At 73.0% G+C, this 16,151-nt stretch carries 15 protein-coding genes; 10 read left to right on the forward strand and 5 right to left on the reverse strand.

Annotated elements, in window-relative coordinates:
• Positions 1 to 5: 5 nt before the first annotated feature.
• From ACSC1Q_RS35355 to ACSC1Q_RS35370, 4 genes are all read left to right on the forward strand, one after another.
• Positions 6 to 1,175, forward strand: coding sequence for a cation diffusion facilitator family transporter (locus tag ACSC1Q_RS35355; RefSeq protein WP_436763075.1), 1,170 nt, complete (start codon positions 6 to 8; stop codon positions 1,173 to 1,175).
• Positions 1,176 to 1,452: 277 nt separating this feature from the next.
• Positions 1,453 to 2,052, forward strand: coding sequence for a hypothetical protein (locus ACSC1Q_RS35360; protein WP_386162672.1), 600 nt, complete (start codon positions 1,453 to 1,455; stop codon positions 2,050 to 2,052).
• Between the two features lie 73 nt (positions 2,053 to 2,125).
• On the forward strand, positions 2,126 to 2,353 hold the full coding sequence (locus ACSC1Q_RS35365; RefSeq protein WP_350974245.1) for a hypothetical protein: 228 nt from the start codon (positions 2,126 to 2,128) through the stop codon (positions 2,351 to 2,353).
• A gap of 122 nt (positions 2,354 to 2,475) precedes the next feature.
• Positions 2,476 to 3,018 carry a nucleoside/nucleotide kinase family protein gene (locus ACSC1Q_RS35370; protein ID WP_436763076.1) on the forward strand — a complete coding sequence of 181 codons (543 nt, stop codon included), beginning with the start codon at positions 2,476 to 2,478 and terminating at the stop codon, positions 3,016 to 3,018.
• A 9-nt stretch (positions 3,019 to 3,027) separates the two neighbouring features.
• Here ACSC1Q_RS35370 and ACSC1Q_RS35375 read toward each other — a convergent pair whose 3' ends face one another.
• Positions 3,028 to 3,438, reverse strand: coding sequence for a RidA family protein (locus ACSC1Q_RS35375; protein WP_436763077.1), 411 nt, complete (start codon positions 3,436 to 3,438; stop codon positions 3,028 to 3,030).
• Positions 3,439 to 3,548: 110 nt separating this feature from the next.
• Positions 3,549 to 4,421 carry an alpha/beta fold hydrolase gene (locus ACSC1Q_RS35380; RefSeq protein WP_436763078.1) on the reverse strand — a complete coding sequence of 291 codons (873 nt, stop codon included), beginning with the start codon at positions 4,419 to 4,421 and terminating at the stop codon, positions 3,549 to 3,551.
• 71 nt (positions 4,422 to 4,492) lie between these two features.
• Between ACSC1Q_RS35380 and ACSC1Q_RS35385 the strand changes: the two genes are divergently transcribed.
• Positions 4,493 to 5,014 (forward strand): CGNR zinc finger domain-containing protein, encoded by a 522-nt coding sequence (locus ACSC1Q_RS35385; RefSeq protein ID WP_436763079.1) that lies wholly within the window; start codon positions 4,493 to 4,495, stop codon positions 5,012 to 5,014.
• A 360-nt stretch (positions 5,015 to 5,374) separates the two neighbouring features.
• Positions 5,375 to 5,953: an HAD-IA family hydrolase gene (locus ACSC1Q_RS35390; protein ID WP_436763080.1), complete on the forward strand. Its 579-nt coding sequence runs from the start codon at positions 5,375 to 5,377 to the stop codon at positions 5,951 to 5,953.
• 89 nt (positions 5,954 to 6,042) lie between these two features.
• Here the strand turns inward: ACSC1Q_RS35390 and ACSC1Q_RS35395 are convergent, their stop codons facing one another.
• Positions 6,043 to 7,110, reverse strand: coding sequence for a sugar phosphate isomerase/epimerase family protein (locus ACSC1Q_RS35395; protein WP_436763081.1), 1,068 nt, complete (start codon positions 7,108 to 7,110; stop codon positions 6,043 to 6,045).
• Between the two features lie 246 nt (positions 7,111 to 7,356).
• On the opposite strand from ACSC1Q_RS35395, the gene ACSC1Q_RS35400 reads away from it, so the two are divergent.
• Positions 7,357 to 8,031: a pyridoxamine 5'-phosphate oxidase family protein gene (locus tag ACSC1Q_RS35400; protein WP_436763082.1), complete on the forward strand. Its 675-nt coding sequence runs from the start codon at positions 7,357 to 7,359 to the stop codon at positions 8,029 to 8,031.
• A gap of 112 nt (positions 8,032 to 8,143) precedes the next feature.
• Here the strand turns inward: ACSC1Q_RS35400 and ACSC1Q_RS35405 are convergent, their stop codons facing one another.
• Positions 8,144 to 8,977 carry a Sco1979 family transcriptional regulator gene (locus tag ACSC1Q_RS35405; RefSeq protein WP_495573951.1) on the reverse strand — a complete coding sequence of 278 codons (834 nt, stop codon included), beginning with the start codon at positions 8,975 to 8,977 and terminating at the stop codon, positions 8,144 to 8,146.
• Positions 8,978 to 9,258: 281 nt separating this feature from the next.
• Here ACSC1Q_RS35405 and ACSC1Q_RS35410 point away from each other — a divergent pair, with 281 nt between their 5' ends.
• The 3 genes from ACSC1Q_RS35410 (at position 9,259) to ACSC1Q_RS35420 (ending at position 14,179) form a co-directional block, all read left to right on the forward strand.
• Positions 9,259 to 11,211 (forward strand): serine/threonine protein kinase, encoded by a 1,953-nt coding sequence (locus ACSC1Q_RS35410; protein WP_436763084.1) that lies wholly within the window; start codon positions 9,259 to 9,261, stop codon positions 11,209 to 11,211.
• Positions 11,208 to 13,160, forward strand: a complete 1,953-nt coding sequence (locus tag ACSC1Q_RS35415; protein WP_436763085.1) for a serine/threonine protein kinase — start codon at positions 11,208 to 11,210, stop codon at positions 13,158 to 13,160. The genes ACSC1Q_RS35410 and ACSC1Q_RS35415 overlap by 4 nt, the downstream gene beginning before the upstream one ends.
• A gap of 158 nt (positions 13,161 to 13,318) precedes the next feature.
• Positions 13,319 to 14,179: an aldo/keto reductase gene (locus ACSC1Q_RS35420; protein WP_436763086.1), complete on the forward strand. Its 861-nt coding sequence runs from the start codon at positions 13,319 to 13,321 to the stop codon at positions 14,177 to 14,179.
• 105 nt (positions 14,180 to 14,284) lie between these two features.
• On the opposite strand, the gene ACSC1Q_RS35425 is transcribed toward ACSC1Q_RS35420, so the two are convergent.
• Positions 14,285 to 16,126: a discoidin domain-containing protein gene (locus tag ACSC1Q_RS35425; RefSeq protein ID WP_436763087.1), complete on the reverse strand. Its 1,842-nt coding sequence runs from the start codon at positions 16,124 to 16,126 to the stop codon at positions 14,285 to 14,287.
• Between the last annotated feature and the right edge of the window lie 25 nt (positions 16,127 to 16,151).

Genomic DNA, 16,151 nt, shown 5'->3' on the forward strand with positions numbered 1-16,151 from the left:
TAGCCATGTCCGACCAGCAGGACGCCGGTTCTCCGTCCCCCGACGGACCCACCGGCCCCGATTCCCTCCACGGTCAGGGCCACGAGGCCGCGCACGACCCAACGTACGAACACGGGCCCGAACATGGACACGGCCACGGCCACGGTCATCATCACGAGCACGGCCACGGGGTACGGCGACCGGCGGGCCAACGGCTCGGAAGGCTGCTCCCACGAGCCCGCCACGCCCTCACCCCGCACAGCCACGACAGCGCGAGCAAAACCGACACGGCCCTGGAGTCCAGCAGCCGCGGGATGCGCGTACTGGCCGTCTCCTTCGCCGTGCTCATGGTGACCGCCGCCGTCCAGGCGGTGATCGTCGTCCTCTCCGGCTCGGTCGCCCTCCTCGGTGACACGCTGCACAACGTCGCCGACGCGCTGACCGCGCTGCCGCTGGCGATCGCCTTCTCCCTCGGGCGCCGCGCGGCCACCCGCAGGTTCACCTACGGCTACGGCAGGGCCGAGGACCTGGCCGGGATCGCCATCGTCCTGGTCATCGCCGCCTCCGCCGCGCTCGCCGGGTACGAGGCCGCGCGGCGCCTGGTCGACCCCCAGGAGGTACGGGCGCTCGGCTGGGTCGCCGCGGCGGCCGTGATCGGCTTCGCGGGCAACGAGTGGGTGGCCCGCTACCGGATCGGGGTCGGCCGCCGGATCGGATCGGCCGCGCTGGTCGCCGACGGGCTGCACGCCCGTACCGACGCCCTCACCTCGCTGGCCGTGCTGCTCGGCGCGGGCGGCTCGGCACTGGGCTATCCGATCGCCGACCCGATCGTCGGCCTGCTGATCACGGTGGCCATCTGCCTCGTCCTCAGGGGCGCGGCCCGCGAGATCTACCACCGGCTGATGGACGCGGTCGACCCGGCACTCGTCGACAGCGCGGAACGGATCCTGGCCGCCACCCCCGGCGTGCGGCGGGTGGGATCGGTACGGCTGCGCTGGGTGGGCCACACGCTGCGCGCCGAGGTGGACATCGTGGTCGGCGAGGACCTGTCGCTGCTCCAGGCGCACGCCGTGTCGGTGGAGGCCGAGCACCGGCTGATCCACCACCTGCCCCGGCTGGGTGCCGCCACCGTGCACGCCGACCCGGACGGCCGGGAAGGCGCCGACCACCACGCCGTCCTGGCCGGACATCGGTAGGCCGGGCCATACCGGAACCGCTGGACACCGGTAGGCCGGGCCATACCGAAACCGCAGGACACCGGTAGGCCGGGCCGTACCGGAACCACCGGGCACCGGTGGACCGAGCCGTACCGGAACCGCAGGACACCCTCACCGCGAACGCGCGCTCGCACGGGCCGGGCGCGGGGGAGGTAGTCTCGCGTGATCACCGTCGCGGCCCGCGGACCGGAGCGCCCGGCCCGGCCCGCAAGCCGTGGCGGCCCCCGATCCCCCCGATCCAGGAGAAGCGGCTGCGTTGGCCGACCACAGCAGAGGACGCCCCGGCTGGCTGCACGTCGGCCCATTGGAGGTGCGGCTGACGCGCACCTGGGAGCCTGGCACGTTCCCACCGGCGGAGACACTCCTCGCGATACTGACGCTGGCGGCCGTGCCGCAGGCTCTCGCCACCCGCCTGACCACCCACCTGAGCGGCGGCATCGTGGTGGGGCCTGGATCGGTGCCCGACCTTCCCGGCTTCGAATGGCTGCGCGGTGTCGCGCTGCCCCTGCAGGCGGGCCTCTGGGAACGCAGCGCGGGCGTCTACGACCCCCGGCAGCGGCGGATCGGGGTGGGGAGCGCCCCGTCACCCTCGGTGTCGGTGTGCGGGCACGAGATCGGCCACGCCACCGACCACATGGACAGGCTGCCCTCGCACTCCCCGTTCTGGACCGACCTGCACGCCCGCGCCCGCGGCCGCCTTCGGCCGCCCTACCGCGACGACGTCACCGAACTGTTCGCCGAGGCCTTCGCCTGCGTGCTCACCCGGAGGGCGACCCGGCTGCTCCACCTGATCGGCGCGGAGGCGGAGGCCGAACGGGTGTATCACCAGCTGTCCGGGCAGTACGGCATCGGGTGACCGTGGGCGTGCCACGACCCCCGGAGCTATGCTGGGCGAACAGCGGACAGAGAGACGACGGAAAGGCCACGCCATGAACGTGACCATGCTGCCGGGAGGCACCCTCCGCGTCCCCGCGACGACCACGCTGGCCAACGGCACCAAGATCGACGGCACCCGCGACATAGGCCGCGACGACCCCGAATACTCCGAATGGCTCGCCCTGGCACAGGACGAGGACGAGCAGCGCCGCCGCGACGTCGAGGAGCGCGACTCCGACCGCGAGATCCTGACCCGCTGGCGCACCCGCCGGAGCGCGTGACCGCGCCCTCCGGTCCCGGGGCGCGCAGCGAGGTCACGTGGAGTACGCCGCGAGGTCACCGGAGCACACCGTGAGGTCACCCGGAACCCCCTGTGACACCGACGCGAACCTGTGAAATCGACGTGAACGGCCACGTGCCGCGGATCTCGCGCTGGCTGCGCACCCGCCCCGCCCGGGCGGGCCGCACCCGCGTCCTGGCGGTCGAAGGACGCTCGGGGTCGGGCAAGTCCACCCTCGCCACCGCCGTGGCCGCTGAACTCGCCGCGCCCGTCGTACGGATGGACGATCTCTACCCGGGGTGGGACGGCCTGCTGGGAGGGGTCGACGCGCTGGTCGGGTGGGTCCTGCGACCGCTGAGCCTGGACCGGCCCGCGCGGTGGCGCCGCTACGACTGGGCGGAGGGCGCCTACGCGGAGTGGCACGAGGTCCCGGGCACCGGCATCCTGGTCCTCGACGGCACCGGCTCCGGCGCCCTAGCCGCCGCCCCGTACCTGAGCGGCCTGCTGTGGCTGGAGGCGGCCGACGAGGTGCGCAAGGCCCGCGCGCTGGAGCGCGACGGCGATCTCTACGCCCCGCACTGGAACAGCTGGGCGGCCCAGGAGGAGCGTTTCCACACCCGCGACGACGTCCGCGCCCGCGCGGACCTGACGATCACCACCACCTGAGGGCCGGGGTCAGCGGCGCGGGACGGCGGCGACGCCCTCGACCTCGATGACGAGGCCGGGGGCGGCGAGCGCGGCGACCACGATCAGCGAGTGCGCGGGGAAGTCCCCTCGCGGGTACCACCTGGCGAACACCTCGCCCTGCGCCGCGCGCGAGCCCGCCAGGTGCTCGGTGCCGGAGAGCATGGTGAACAGTTTGAGCAGGTGCTCGGGACCGGCGCCCGCGGAGCGGAGGAGGCTCTCGATGTTGGCGAAGACCTGGCGCGCCTGCGACTCGGCGTCCGGGCCCGCGAGGGTGCCGTCCTCCAGGACGCCGACCTGACCGGAGATCATCAGCAGTTCGTGGTCGGCGGGCGCGGCGGCCAGGTGGCTGTACCGGCCGAGCGGCGCGGCCGGGCCTGGGGGATTCCAGCGGCGGATCATCGTTTCTCCTCGTCGTACGGCGTCGTGCGTCACGCGCCCGCGCCCCATCCTCCCTCCCCCGGCCCGTCGAACGCGCCGCGGGTCGCCGATAGCAGGCGCGGCCCGCACGGTCAGCGGGGAAGCGTGCGGCCGAGGAAGTCGTCGACGAGCCGGGCGATCTGGGCCCCGTGGCTCTCCAGCGCGAAGTGACCGGCGGGAAGCAGGTGGATCTCCGCGTCGGGCAGGTCGCGCCGGAAGGCCGTGGCGCCGTCCGGCCCGAAGATCTCGTCGTGGGCTCCCCAGGCGGCGAGCAGCGGGACCCGGCTCGCGCGGAAGTACTCCTGGAAGGCCGGGTAGAGGTCGATGTTGGTGACGTAGTCGCGGGCGAGCCGGAGCTGGATGTCGATGTTGCCGGGACGCTGCAGCAGCGCGAGGTCGTGGTGCCAGGTGTCGGGGCTGACGAGGCTCGCGTCGGGAACGCCGTGGGTGTACTGCCAGCGGATCGCCTCAAGGGTCTGGAACTGTCGTACGGGAGCCTCGGTGGCCGGGGACGGGTCGGTGCCGTAGGCCCGGATCGGGGCCCAGAAGTCCTCGTCCAGGCCGTCGAGGTAGGCGTTGCCGTTCTGGGTGACGATCGCGGTGACGCGCTCCGGGTGAGCGGTGGCGAGCCGCCAGCCGATGGGCGCGCCGTAGTCCTGCACGTACATGGCGAAGCGCGACAGGCCGATTCGCTCGGTGAAGGCGGCGGTGATCTCGGCCAGGTTCGCGAAGGTGTAGTCGAAGTCGTCCACGGACGGCATCGCGGAGTAGCCGAAGCCGAGGTGGTCGGGGGCGACGAGCCGGTACCGGGCGGCCAGCCTCGGGATGAGGTCACGGAACATGTGGGAGCTCGTCGGGTAGCCGTGCAGCAGGAGCAGGACCGGCGCGTCGGGGTTCCCGGCCTCCCGGTAGAAGATCTCCTGCCCGCGTACGACGGCGGTGCGGTAGTGGACCATCTCATCCATGTCTAACCCCTTTGAGTCATTGAGGGAGTTACTCATGGCCAGCGAAGCACCACCACTGCTAACCTGTCAACATGTCCAAGGTGGTTATAGAGGACGTTGACCTCCTCGTGGAACTGCTCAACACCACCCCCGTGGTCGACGGCGTCCCCACGGACGCCCTGGAGGACCGGCACGAGGCCGCCCGATGGCTGGGCGAGCGCGACCTGCCCCGCTCACCGGCCGCCGTCGCCTCGGCCCGCCGCGTCAGGGACGCGGTCGCCCGCGTCGTCAGGGGCGAGGAGCCCGCCCGGACGCTGGAGCCCTTCCTCGAAGGGGTGTCGCGGACCCCGTCGGTCGGCGACGACGGCGTGCGCTGGGAGCTGAGCACCGGCTCCGCCGACCCGTTCGGCCTCCGGTGCGTGCTGGCCTGGGCGCATCTCCAGGAGACCCTGCCCGGCCGCCTGCGCCCGTGCGCCAACGACGACTGCCGCCTGTTCCTCGTCGACCACAGCCGGGCCAACACCCGCCGCTGGTGCTCGATGGCCGCCTGCGGCAACCGCCTCAAGGCCCGGCGGCACCACCACCGCGCGACGAACCGGGACGGCGACGACTGACCGCCACACGGCGAACCGGCAGGCGTACGGCACCGGGCGGGCACACGGAACCGGCAGGCGTACGACAGGACAAGCACACGCCCCGGGCAGGCACACGAGACCTGGCGGGCGCACGACCGAAGGGCTCCGGGACGGGATCCCGTTCCCGCCGTGGCGATCGAGATCTACATCTTGAAATCAAACACGAAGTACGATCGAATGAACACGAAAGAGTTCCGGAACGGCCCCGAACGATCAATGATCATCCCCGTCCCACCGAGCGCGAGACGCGCCGGGCAGGGCGTGCGGGGCCCCACCCGCCACGTCGAAGGGTGACACCGGAGCCGCCGGCGCAGGACCGTTCCGAGGCGAGGAGAGCACGTGACCACGTGGATGCTGCTGGACTACGGCGAGGTCATCTCCACGCCGCAGCCCTCCGACACGACGGCCTCCATGGCGAAGCTGCTCGGCCTGGACCAGGCGACCTTCCGCGACCGCTACTGGCGCCACCGCGACGCCTACGACCTCGGCCAGGCCTCCCACCTGTACTGGGGCGCGGTCCTCGGCAAGGCGCTCGGCGACGACGACCCGCTCGTCGCCAAGCTCGACGCGGCCGACGTCGAGAGCTGGTCCCACCTGAACCCGGAGACCCTGCGCGGCATCGAGGACCTCGCGGCGCGCCACAGGCTCGCCCTGCTGTCCAACGCCCCCGAGCCGCTCGCGGCGGCCATCGACGACGCCCCCTGGTCGGCGGCGTTCGCCCACCGTTTCTACAGCTGCCGCATGGCCCTGTCCAAACCGGACCCCGCCATCTTCGAGGAGGTCCTGCGCCACCTCGACGCCGCCCCCGGCGACGTCACCTTCCTCGACGACCGGGCCGTCAACGTCCAGGCCGCGGCGGCGCTCGGCATCAACGCCCTCCTCTACCCGGAGTGGCCCGCCGTCCCGCACCCGGGCTGACGGGCTCGCGTACGGCCACGAGCCGCCCGAAGCCGGTCAGCCCCGGCTCCGGACGGCCGGTCACAGGACGACGTCCCGCCCGGCGGCGGTCACGACGAGAAGCGGGCGACCCACTCGCGGGCCCCGGGGAGGATCTCCTCCACCGGGGCCACGTGCGGGTACCAGGTGCGCTCCCACTCCAGGGAGACCCAGCCCCCGAAACCGCGCAGCAGCTCGCCGCACTCGTCGAGGGGGACCCCGCCCGCCCACATCGGCACCGGGGTCGTGTCACCGGCCGAGACCGCGTCCTTGATCTGCACGTACGCCAGATGCCCGGCCAGCGCCGCCAGGGTCTCCGCGGGCTCCTCGCCGTGCCGCCACGGGTGCAGCACGTCCCACAGCGCGCCCACCGCCTCGGGAACGCCCGCCGCGTCCAGCAGCCGCCCGACCGCGGCGCCGGTCGGCATCGCGTCGTGGGTCTCCACCAGCACCCGTACCCCCGACTCCGCGCACAGGTCCGCGACCGCGCGCAGCCGCCGCGCCCCCGCCTCGACGTCGTCCCCTCCTGGGAACACCCGCACGGCGGGCGCGCCCAGGTCGGCGGCGAGCGCCAGGTCGTCACGCAGCGCCCGCACGACGGGTTCGTCCGGCCCCGCCGCGGCGATCCTGACGTATCCGGCGAGGGCGGAGACCTCCGGCCGGGCGGTCCCGGACAGGCCGTCACCGGCGCGACGCGCGGCCCCCGGCGCGCCTTCTCCCCCGTCGCCCGGCACGCCTTCCCCGCCACCGCCCGGCAGGCCTTCCTCCCCGTCGCCGGACGCCCCGGCGCCCTCCGGACGACCGCCTGACAGGGCGACGCCTTCCGGACGACCGCCGCCCGACAACCCGATGCCTTCCGGACGACCGCCCGACGACCCGGCACCCTCCGCGCGACCGCCCGACGACCCGGCGCGCTCCCGGTGGCCACCCGGCGCCCCCGTGGCGGCCGGGTGACCCTCCGGCGACCCGGCGAGGATCTCGCGGACCGCCGCACGCCGCGCCGGGGAGAGCCCGGCGTGGACCCCGGTGTCGGGGTGGAGGCGGAGTTCGAGCCCGGCGCACCCGTACTCCACCGCCGTCGCGACGGCCTCGCGCAGACCCTGCCCCGGCATGCCGAGCGTGCTGAACGCCAACTTCATCGAGGCTCCCTCGCCGCCGTTGCTCGGAAAGCGCTTCCCGAGGAGGTCCATCGTAGACGCCGCGTCACCCCGCGCGCGCCGGGGACGGCGGGGCTCCGCCAGGTGGGGCCGCGGGACGGGTCGTCCACCGCACCGGATTAGGGGCGCGCGACCGGGGGGAGGCCTCAGGTGATGCCGATCGGGGGGCGCGGAGCCGGAGGAGCCCCGGACTCGCAACGACATCGATCTTCTCAGCTGGAGAATCCCATGACTGGACGCGTATCGGCCCCGGGCGACCTCGGCCGCCGGATCGCCAGGCGGCGCGAGGACCTCGGCCTCACCCGGGACGAGCTGGCGAGGCGGGCCGGGATCGATCCGGGCTATCTCGCCTACCTGGAGGACGCCGTGGCCTCGCCGAACACCGGCACCGTGAACCGCGTGGCCACCGCCCTGGACACCAAGCCCGAGGACCTGCTGGGCGGGAACGCCGACCTGCCGCCGGGCCGGGGCCGGCCGGGCTCCAGGCCCCAGATGGAGAAGCTGGACCGGGACGAGTGCCTGCGGCTCATCACCCCCGGCGGGGTGGGGCGGATCGCCTTCGAGGAGATCGACGGGCCGGTGATCATGCCGGTCAACTACGCCCTGCACGGCAGCTCGGTGATCTTCCGTACCGCCTTCGGCGGCCCGCTAGACGACGCCCTGCGCACCGGGGTCCAGGGGGTCGAGTCCAAGGTGGCCTTCGAGGTCGACCGGATCGACGACGCCGGCCGCGAGGGCTGGAGCGTGCTGGTGCGCGGCGGGATCCACCACGTCTCCTCGGAGGAGGACCGTGCCGCCCTGGCGGCGCTGGGCGTCCGGCCGTGGGCGGGGGGCGAGCGGGAACTGTACGTGAGGATCGCCGCCAGCGAGGTCACCGGCCGCCGCATCCGGCGCGACCCCTGACCGTCGCGGGGCCTCCGGGGCGGTCTCCTCCGTACCGCCGCACCGGAAGCACCGCCGCACCGGAAGCCTCGCCAGACCGGAGGCACCGCCGTGCCGGAAGCCTCGCCGGGGCTCAGGTGTCCTTGAGGATGCGGTGCAGGATGTCCTTCGTCGCGACCGGTTGCTCGGCCTCGATGCCCAGGCGGTTCATGACGTGCCAGTAGCGCTCGACGTCGGCGAGCTTCTCCAGGTAGATGGCGCCGGTGAGCTGTTCGAGGTAGACCACGTCGGGCAGCTCGCCCTCGGGGAAGCGCAGGATCGTCGCGGGGCCCGTCGCCGCGGCGGCCGCTCCGGCGCTGAACGGCATGACCTGGAGGGTGACGTGGCCGAGTTCGGCGATCTCGGTGAGGTGACGGAGCTGGGCGCGCAGCACCTCGGGGCCTCCGACGGGGCGGCGCAGCACCGCCTCGTCGACGACGCTCCAGAGCGTGGCGGGCTCCCGCCGGGTGAGGAGCCGCTGGCGCTCCATGCGCAGGGCGACGCGACGCTCGATCTCGGACTCCGGGGCTCCCGCGCAGCCGGGCCGGATGAGGGCGCGGGCGTAGTCCTCGGTCTGCAGCAGCTCGGGGACGAACTGGACCTCGTAGCCGCGGATGAGAGAGGCGGCCTGTTCCAGCCCGAGGTAGGCGTCGAACCAGGAGGGGACCAGGTCGCCGTAGACGTGCCACCAGCCCGGCCTGTTGGCCTCCGCGGCCAGGGCGAGCAGCGGGGCTCGCTCGTCGTCGTCGACGACCCCGTAGAGGGTGAGGAGGTCGGCGACGTCGCGCTGCTTGAAGCCGGTCCGCCCGAGCTCCAGGCGGCTGATCTTGGAGTGTGACGCGCGGATAGCCTCCCCGGCCTCCTCGCGCGTGATGTGGCCGTCCTCGCGCAGCTTCCGGAGCTGCGCACCGACCAGCATGCGGACCACGGTGGGCCCGGCCTGCCGGTGATCCGGGCTCTGACCCTCGGCTTGTTCGCCCGTCGCCCGAACAACGCGCAACTTCGCTCCCTTCGACCGCGGCCGGCCGGCCTGTGAATGTTCAACCTTTTCACGTCCGGGTGGTTCCCCGCAGTGAGACACGGAGTCCGCGCCACGCGGGCGCGGCGCCCGGAGAAGTCCGCATCTCTTCTCCAGAGTTCTCCACTTTAGGCGAGTAAATCTTCATAATTGGTGATCTCGAATGGACTCCTCGGAGAGGAAGCCAGACCATGCCCGATATCGACCCCGTACGGGCGGGGGATCCCGAACGCGTGGGCGAGTACCAGGTCGTGGGACGGCTCGGGGAGGACGTCTACCTCGCCACCGCGCCCTCGGGAGACCGGGTGGTCGTGCGCCTGCTCCCCGCGGACGTCGGCCCCGAGCGGTTCCGGGAGGCGATGGAGCCGCTGCGGGAGATACCCGCCTTCTGCACGGCGCAGGTCCTGGACAGCGGACTGGACGGCGGGGTGGACGGCGACAGGCCGTACATCGTGAGCGAGTACGTCGACGGCCCCACGCTGCGGGAGGCGGTGGCCGCCGAGGGCGTCCTGGGCGCGGCCGCGCTGCACCGGCTCGCCGTCGGGACGATGACCGCCCTGGTCGCCCTGCACCAGGCGGGTACGGTGCACGGCGACCTGCGTCCCGACGCCGTGGTGTTCGGCCCCGACGGGCCGCGGGTGATCGACCTCGGCATGGCGCGGGCGCTGGAGGCGACCGCGTCCAGCACGACCCGCAAGGTCGACGTCCCCGCCTACAGCTCTCCGGAGAGGCTCATGGGCACCTCCCCCGGGCCCGAGGGGGACCTGTTCTCGTGGGGGGCGACCGTGGTCTTCGCCGGGTCGGGCCGCTCCCCCTTCGACGCCGGGACGATGTCGGGCACGGTGAACCGCATCGTCAACGACGAGCCCGACCTCGGCGCGCTCCCCGACGACCTGCGCGGTCTGGTCACGGCCTGTCTGGCCAAGGATCCCGCGCGGCGGCCGACCGCGAGCGACGCCCTGCTCCGCCTGGTCGGCGGGTTCCTCACCTCCGACCAGGTGCCCTCCGACCCGTCCGCGTCCTCGGGGCCCGGCACTCCCTCCACCCGGCCGCTGCGACGCGCCCGCCCCGCGCTGCTGGTCGCGGGCGCGCTGGCCGTCGCCCTCGTCTCCGGTGGCGCGGTCTACCTGGCGGTGTCGGGCGACCCGGCGCCCGTGGCCGCCCCGCGCCCGGCCCGGAGCACCGCGCAGGGCGCGCTCGCCCCGGCCTTCACCCCCCAGCCCCAGCTCAGCCCGAACGTCACCACGGCGCCCTGGGAATCGGTGGAGAAGACCACCACGGACGTCGAGCTGCCGGGGACGGGCATCACCCTGCACGAGAACCCGAAGGACCCGGTCAAGATGGGCGCCTACCTGAACGTCAAGGCCCCCTTCGCCGCGTTCGCCAGGGAGAAGGGCAAGGAGACCTTCAAGCAGGTGGCCAGCGCCCTGCAGCCGGTGCTGTCACCGCGGGGCGACCTGGTGGCGCTGAACCCGTTCGGGAAGTTCGCCGACTCGTCCTTCGACTACGTGAGGATCCTCGACCTGGGAAACGGCTCCCAGTTCAACGTGCGGACCGTCGAACGACCGCTGGAGGGGCACAACCCGGTGTGGTCGCAGGACGGTTCCAAGGTCCTGCTGTCGGTGCGGAATCCGGCGAAGGAGCAGTCCGACGGGTTCGTGGTGGTGGACGTGGCGGCGCGCAGGGCCACCCACGTGCGCACCGAGTCCGTCGGCTCCGACACGTTCCCCGCCACGTTCGCGGCGGACGGCTCGGTCGCGCGGGGATACTACGACGGCAAGGGCTACGGGGTCGACTTCTACGGCCCGAACGGGCAGGCCATCCGGACGATGCACTGGGTCGGCCAGCCGCGCAGCACCGGCTGGTTCTCCCCCTCGGGCAAGCTCTTCGCCACGGTGTGCCCCAAGGGGGACACCGTGTGCGTGTGGGACTCGGTGAGCGGCAACCGGCGCTACACCCTCGCCATCGGCGAGCAGACCCGGTTCATAGGCTGGTTCAACAACAACCACCTGCTCCTCCAGAACCCCGTCAAGAAGGGTTCCAAGATCGAGGTGGTCGACCTGTACGGCAAGTCCGTCCGGGGCCTCGCCGACCTGGAAAAGGGCGACACGGCCTTCCTGAGCTTCACCGTGGCGGCCGGGTGACCAGGGTCCTGCCCCCGGCTCCCGGCGATCCCGACCGGATCGGGCCGCACCGGGTCACCGGCAGGATCGGCCGCGGCGGGCAGGGGACGGTGTACCTGGCGGAGTCCCCCGCCGGGGCGCGGGTCGCGGTGAAGGTGCTCGGCAGGGGCGGCGGCGAGCAGACCCTGGCGCGCTTCCATCGCGAGATCGAGCTGGCCCGCCGGGTGGAGGCCTTCTGCACCGCGCAGGTGCTGGAGCACGGCGAGGCCGGCGGCATGCCGTACATCGTCAGCGAGTACGTCGACGGGCCCAGCCTCGCCCAGGTCATCGACGAGCGGGGGCCGCTGCGCGGGGCCGAGCTGCGCAGGCTGGCGGTCGGGACCGTCACCGCGCTGGCCGCCATCCACCGGGCGGGCGTCGTGCACCGCGACTTCAAGCCCGCGAACGTGCTGCTCGCCCGCGACGGCCCCCGGGTGATCGACTTCGGCATCTCCCGCGCGCTGGACGCCGTGGTGACGGCCTCCGACCACCTGGTCGGCACCCCTCCGTACATGGCTCCCGAGCAGTTCGACGGGCGCGAGGCGGGCTCGGCGGCCGACCTGTTCGCGTGGGCGTCGACGGTGGTGTGCGCCGCGACGGGGGAGCCGCCCTTCGGGACCGGCCCGGTGCCCGCGGTGATCCACCGGATCCTGAACGCCGAGCCCGTGCTCGGTTCCCTGGACGACGAGCTGCGCGAACTGGTGGTCGAGTGCCTGGCCAAGGATCCGCGGGCGCGTCCCGCGGCCATGCCGGCGCTGTTGCGGCTGCTGGGCCACCCGGCGGAGCGGCCGTCGTACGAGTCGGGTCAGGAGGTGCTCGGCGAGGGCCGCAAGCAGGCCGCTCCCCCGGCTCCCCCGGCGGCGCGGCGCCTCTCGCGCCCGGTGGTCGCCGCCCTCGCCGCGCTCGCGCTCGCGGCGGCCTCCGGCGTCACGGTCCTCGCGGTCCGGGCTGCGGGGACCGAGGAGCCCGCGAAGGTGGTCACGGGCGGTACGGAGGGCACCCCCGCCGCGCCCGCGAGACCGGCGGTCGGGGCGATGCCCACCACCTCCACGACCGACCTGCGGATCCCGGGAACGAAGGTCACCCTGCGGGAGAACCCCGCGGACACGGAGCGGGTCACCACCTACCGGGACGCGCGCGAGGAGGCCACCGGCGCCCCCGTCCACCTCAGGCTGGGCGACACCGCGGAGTTCAGGTTCCTGGGGACGTTCATGACCGCCGTGGCCGCGCCGGGTGGAGCGCGCGTCGCCGTCAACCCGGACAGCAAGTTCACGCTGGAGGGGTTCGACCTGATCCGGCTGACGGATCGGAAGGGAGAGCCGGAGGCCCAGATCAGGACCGTCGACCCCCCGCTGATGACCTACAGCCCCCACTGGGACCGGAACGGGACGAGGATCCTGCTGACGATCTACGAGGGACTCGGGAAGGAGCAGCGCTCCAGGGGCTTCGTGATCGTGGACGTGGCCTCGCGCACCGCCCGCGTCACCCGGACGCCGGACGACGACCACCGCTCCGACTACGTCTGGGGCGCCGACTCGGCCTCGGTCGTCCACTCCGGGCCGGACGGGGCGGTCCGCTTCTACCGCCTGGACGGCACGCCGCTGCGGACGGTCCCGAAGGTGGGCGAGCTGGTCAGGGACGACGTCAGGGCCACCTCGCTCGGCACGGTCTTCACGACCCGCTGCCACGAGAGGCCCCGGGACGTCTGCGTGTGGGACGCCGCCACGGCGACGCGCAAGGCCGTCGTCCCGATGATGAAGGGGATGGCCTTCAACGGATGGCTGGGCGACCGCCACTTCCTCGGCACCGTGACCGAGGGGAAGACCACGAAGGTCGTCCTGCTCGATCTGCGGGGGAAGGTCGTGCGCGTCCTCGCGGACGGCCCCGCCTCGGAGCTGGGCGAGATCGGCCTCTACTACACGCCCAGGTGAACCGGCCTCTACCGCACGCTCAGGTGACGGGCTCCGGCGGGACGGGGCGCTCGACACCCGTGGCGGCGAACACGTCACCGGCCTCCTCTGTTGGACAGCCGAATCGGGGGCAGGAGAGGGTGAAGGCTGTACCAACCGATCTCCGAGGAGGAACTCCCATGCAGACACGCCGCATCGGCGACGTCCAGGTCAGTGCGATCGGTCTCGGCGGCATGCCGATGTCGATCGAGGGGCGCCCCGACGAGCAGCGTTCGGTCGCGGCCATCCACGCCGCGCTGGAGGCGGGCGTGACGCTGATCGACACCGCGGACGCCTACCACGTGGGCGCGGACGAGGTCGGCCACAACGAGTCCCTGATCGCCCGCGCGGTGGCCGGCTTCGGCGGTGACACGTCCGACGTGCTGATCGCCACGAAGGGCGGCCACGTACGCCCCGGCGACGGCTCGTGGACCCTGGACGGCTCGCCGGACCACCTCAAGAAGGCCTGCGACGCGTCGCTCGCCCGCCTCGGCGTCGAGGCCATCGGGCTCTACCAGTTCCACCGCCCCGACCCGAAGGTCCCGTACGCGGAGTCGGTCGGGGCGATCCGCGACCTGCTGGACGCGGGCAAGATCCGTTTCGCGGGCGTCTCGAACGCCGACCCCGACCAGATCCGGCTGGCCGACGAGATCCTCGGCGGGCGGCTGGTGAGCGTGCAGAACCAGTTCTCGCCGTCGTTCCGCTCCAGCGAGCCCGAGCTGGAGCTGTGCGCGGAGCTGGGCATCGCGTTCCTGCCGTGGAGCCCGCTGGGCGGGATCTCGCGGGCCGGTGAGCTGGGCTCGCGGTTCGCCGTGTTCTCGGACGTCGCCGAGGCTCACGGGGTGAGCCCGCAGCGGGTGTGCCTGGCGTGGATGCTCGCCAAGGCGCCGGTGGTGATCCCGATCCCGGGCTCCTCGCGCCCGGAGACCATCCGCGACTCGGCCGGCGCGACCGACGTGAAGCTGTCGGCCGAGGAGCTGGCCCGCCTCGACGCGGCCTGACGGGGCTTGTGGCGATCGGGCCGTACGGCACCTGAGCGGTGCCGTACGGCCCGATCGTTCTCAGGGAGGCGTCCAGTTCTCGGGGGGAGCCTCTAGGGAGGGCCTCTAGGAGGAGTAGACCTCGAACGAGGAGAGCTGCCCGGCGGGCCAGCCGGTGTTGCCGGTGATGTTCACCCGCACGTACCTCTTCGACGTCGCCGGGAAGGTGACGGTCGCGGTGTTGCCGGTGGCCGGGTTGAAGGTGAGGCCCCGCGACGACACGAGGGTGTCGAAGGTCGTGCCGTTGGACGAGCCGAGCACCGACAGCGTCTGGGTGCGCGTGCCCCAGGCGCTGGACGGCGGCAGCTTCAGCACCACGCGCCCGACGGTGGCCTGCGCGCAGAGGTCGACGGTGATCGACTGGGGGAAGGCGCTGTTGGCGCTCTCCCAGTAGGTGTTCGCGTTGCCGTCGACGGCGTTGGCCGCCACGTAGTTCTGCGTGGTGCTGCTCGCGGTGATCGACTTGCTCCGGGCCAGGTCGCCGACGCCCGGGGAGCAGCCGGGCGGGGGCCCCGTCGTCGCGGTCACCGTGCCTGAGGGCGGCGAGGTGTTCTGCGCGGCGTCCCTGGCGACCACGTAGAAGCTGTAGGAGGTCGACGGCGTGAGACCGGTGACGGTGAACGACGTCCCGGCGGTGCTGCCCACCTTGACGTCGGTGGCGCCCGCCTCGCGGTAGACGTCGTAGCCGGTCACCCCGACGTTGTCGGTGGCCGCGTTCCAGCCCACCGCGATGCTCGTGCTCGACGCCGGGACGGCGCGTGCGGCGCCCGGCGCGGTCGGGGCCTGGGTGTCCGGCGTGCCGCCGCCCCTGCGGGTCTCGAACTCCGTCGCCCAGTACTTCGTCCGGTCCAGGTACGCGTTCTCCGCCGCCGCTCCCGTCTTGCCGTACGCCCCCTCGAAGGTCTGGTAGCCGAACCCGGCGGGCGGGGTGGAGTCGGCGGGCTCGATGGAGCTGCCCTCGTGCCACTCGTTGAACGAGGTGATGGAGACCCAGGTCGGCAGGCCGCCCTTGGCCGGGTCGAGGGCGTTGGACCACTCCAGGTCGTAGGTGGCGCCGTTGGCGCGGCCGAGGGTCGGGGTGGTGTTGCCGGGCACCGCGCGGTCGTCGATGTAGCCGGGGGCCACCGAGGGCGCCCAGATCAGGTTGTTCTGCTTGGCGTACGCGCTCGCGTTGGCCCAGCCGGGAGCGGTGGCTCCGGTGATCCCGTCGTAGGTGTACATGCCGGAGAAGTGCGCGATTTTCGACGTGTCGGTGGTCTGGGCGAGCACGATGTTGCCCGCGGTGACCTGGTCGAGCACGGCCCAGTCGGTGATCCTCAGGCTCTCGAACACGTAGAACGCCGCCCGGTCGCCGTGCCCGGCGTCACGGTAGAAGGCCGGGTGGGAGCCGTAGCGGGTGTTGATGTAGCGGATGTCCTCGACGGTGGAGGCCGCCGTGCGCCCGCCGTACGGCTCCAGGTGCCAGGCGACCTTGACGCCGTACCGCGCGGCGGCGTCCATCACGCCCTGGGTGAGCCTGTCCTCGAAGCTGTCGCGGCCCCACCAGCTGTAGACGATGACGCCGACCCCGGCCTGCTTGATCCACTGCATGTGCCTGGTGACGGCGCCCGCGTAGTCGCCCGAGTCGTAGGCGCCCAGGCTGGGGTACAGGTCGGCGCCCACGTCGTTGGGCGGGGTGTGGCCGCCCTGCTGCCAGTGCCGCCAGTCGCCGCTCGTCTGGGGGTTGCCGTACCAGGAGTAGTAGAACAGGTGGACGTTGGAGGACTGCTCGGGGACGGCCGCGCCGCGCGCCGGGAGCGGCGCCTGGGCTCCGGCCCAGCACAGGGCGGCCAGCAGGAGCGCGAGGACGATCTGGACACGTCGCCCGGTATGGCGCAAGCGGCTGACAGATTGGTCGGATGTCTTCATCGGCTGACCCTTCGTCACGCGGGGC

Origin of the sequence: Streptosporangium heterodermiicola (assembly GCF_051390675.1) — a bacterium.
Lineage (GTDB): Bacteria > Actinomycetota > Actinomycetes > Streptosporangiales > Streptosporangiaceae > Streptosporangium.

What these genes read in the sequence shown, in the direction of transcription:
- ACSC1Q_RS35400 (WP_436763082.1), top strand. Translation starts at nt 7,357, where the DNA reads ATGACTGGACGCGTATCGGCCCCGGGCGACCTCGGCCGCCGGATCGCC.
- ACSC1Q_RS35425 (WP_436763087.1), bottom strand. Translation starts at nt 16,126, where the DNA reads ATGAAGACATCCGACCAATCTGTCAGCCGCTTGCGCCATACCGGGCGA.
- ACSC1Q_RS35410 (WP_436763084.1), top strand. Translation starts at nt 9,259, where the DNA reads ATGCCCGATATCGACCCCGTACGGGCGGGGGATCCCGAACGCGTGGGC.
- ACSC1Q_RS35355 (WP_436763075.1), top strand. Translation starts at nt 6, where the DNA reads ATGTCCGACCAGCAGGACGCCGGTTCTCCGTCCCCCGACGGACCCACC.
- ACSC1Q_RS35420 (WP_436763086.1), top strand. Translation starts at nt 13,319, where the DNA reads ATGCAGACACGCCGCATCGGCGACGTCCAGGTCAGTGCGATCGGTCTC.
- ACSC1Q_RS35385 (WP_436763079.1), top strand. Translation starts at nt 4,493, where the DNA reads ATGTCCAAGGTGGTTATAGAGGACGTTGACCTCCTCGTGGAACTGCTC.
- ACSC1Q_RS35395 (WP_436763081.1), bottom strand. Translation starts at nt 7,110, where the DNA reads ATGAAGTTGGCGTTCAGCACGCTCGGCATGCCGGGGCAGGGTCTGCGC.
- ACSC1Q_RS35375 (WP_436763077.1), bottom strand. Translation starts at nt 3,438, where the DNA reads ATGATCCGCCGCTGGAATCCCCCAGGCCCGGCCGCGCCGCTCGGCCGG.
- ACSC1Q_RS35380 (WP_436763078.1), bottom strand. Translation starts at nt 4,421, where the DNA reads ATGGATGAGATGGTCCACTACCGCACCGCCGTCGTACGCGGGCAGGAG.
- ACSC1Q_RS35365 (WP_350974245.1), top strand. Translation starts at nt 2,126, where the DNA reads ATGAACGTGACCATGCTGCCGGGAGGCACCCTCCGCGTCCCCGCGACG.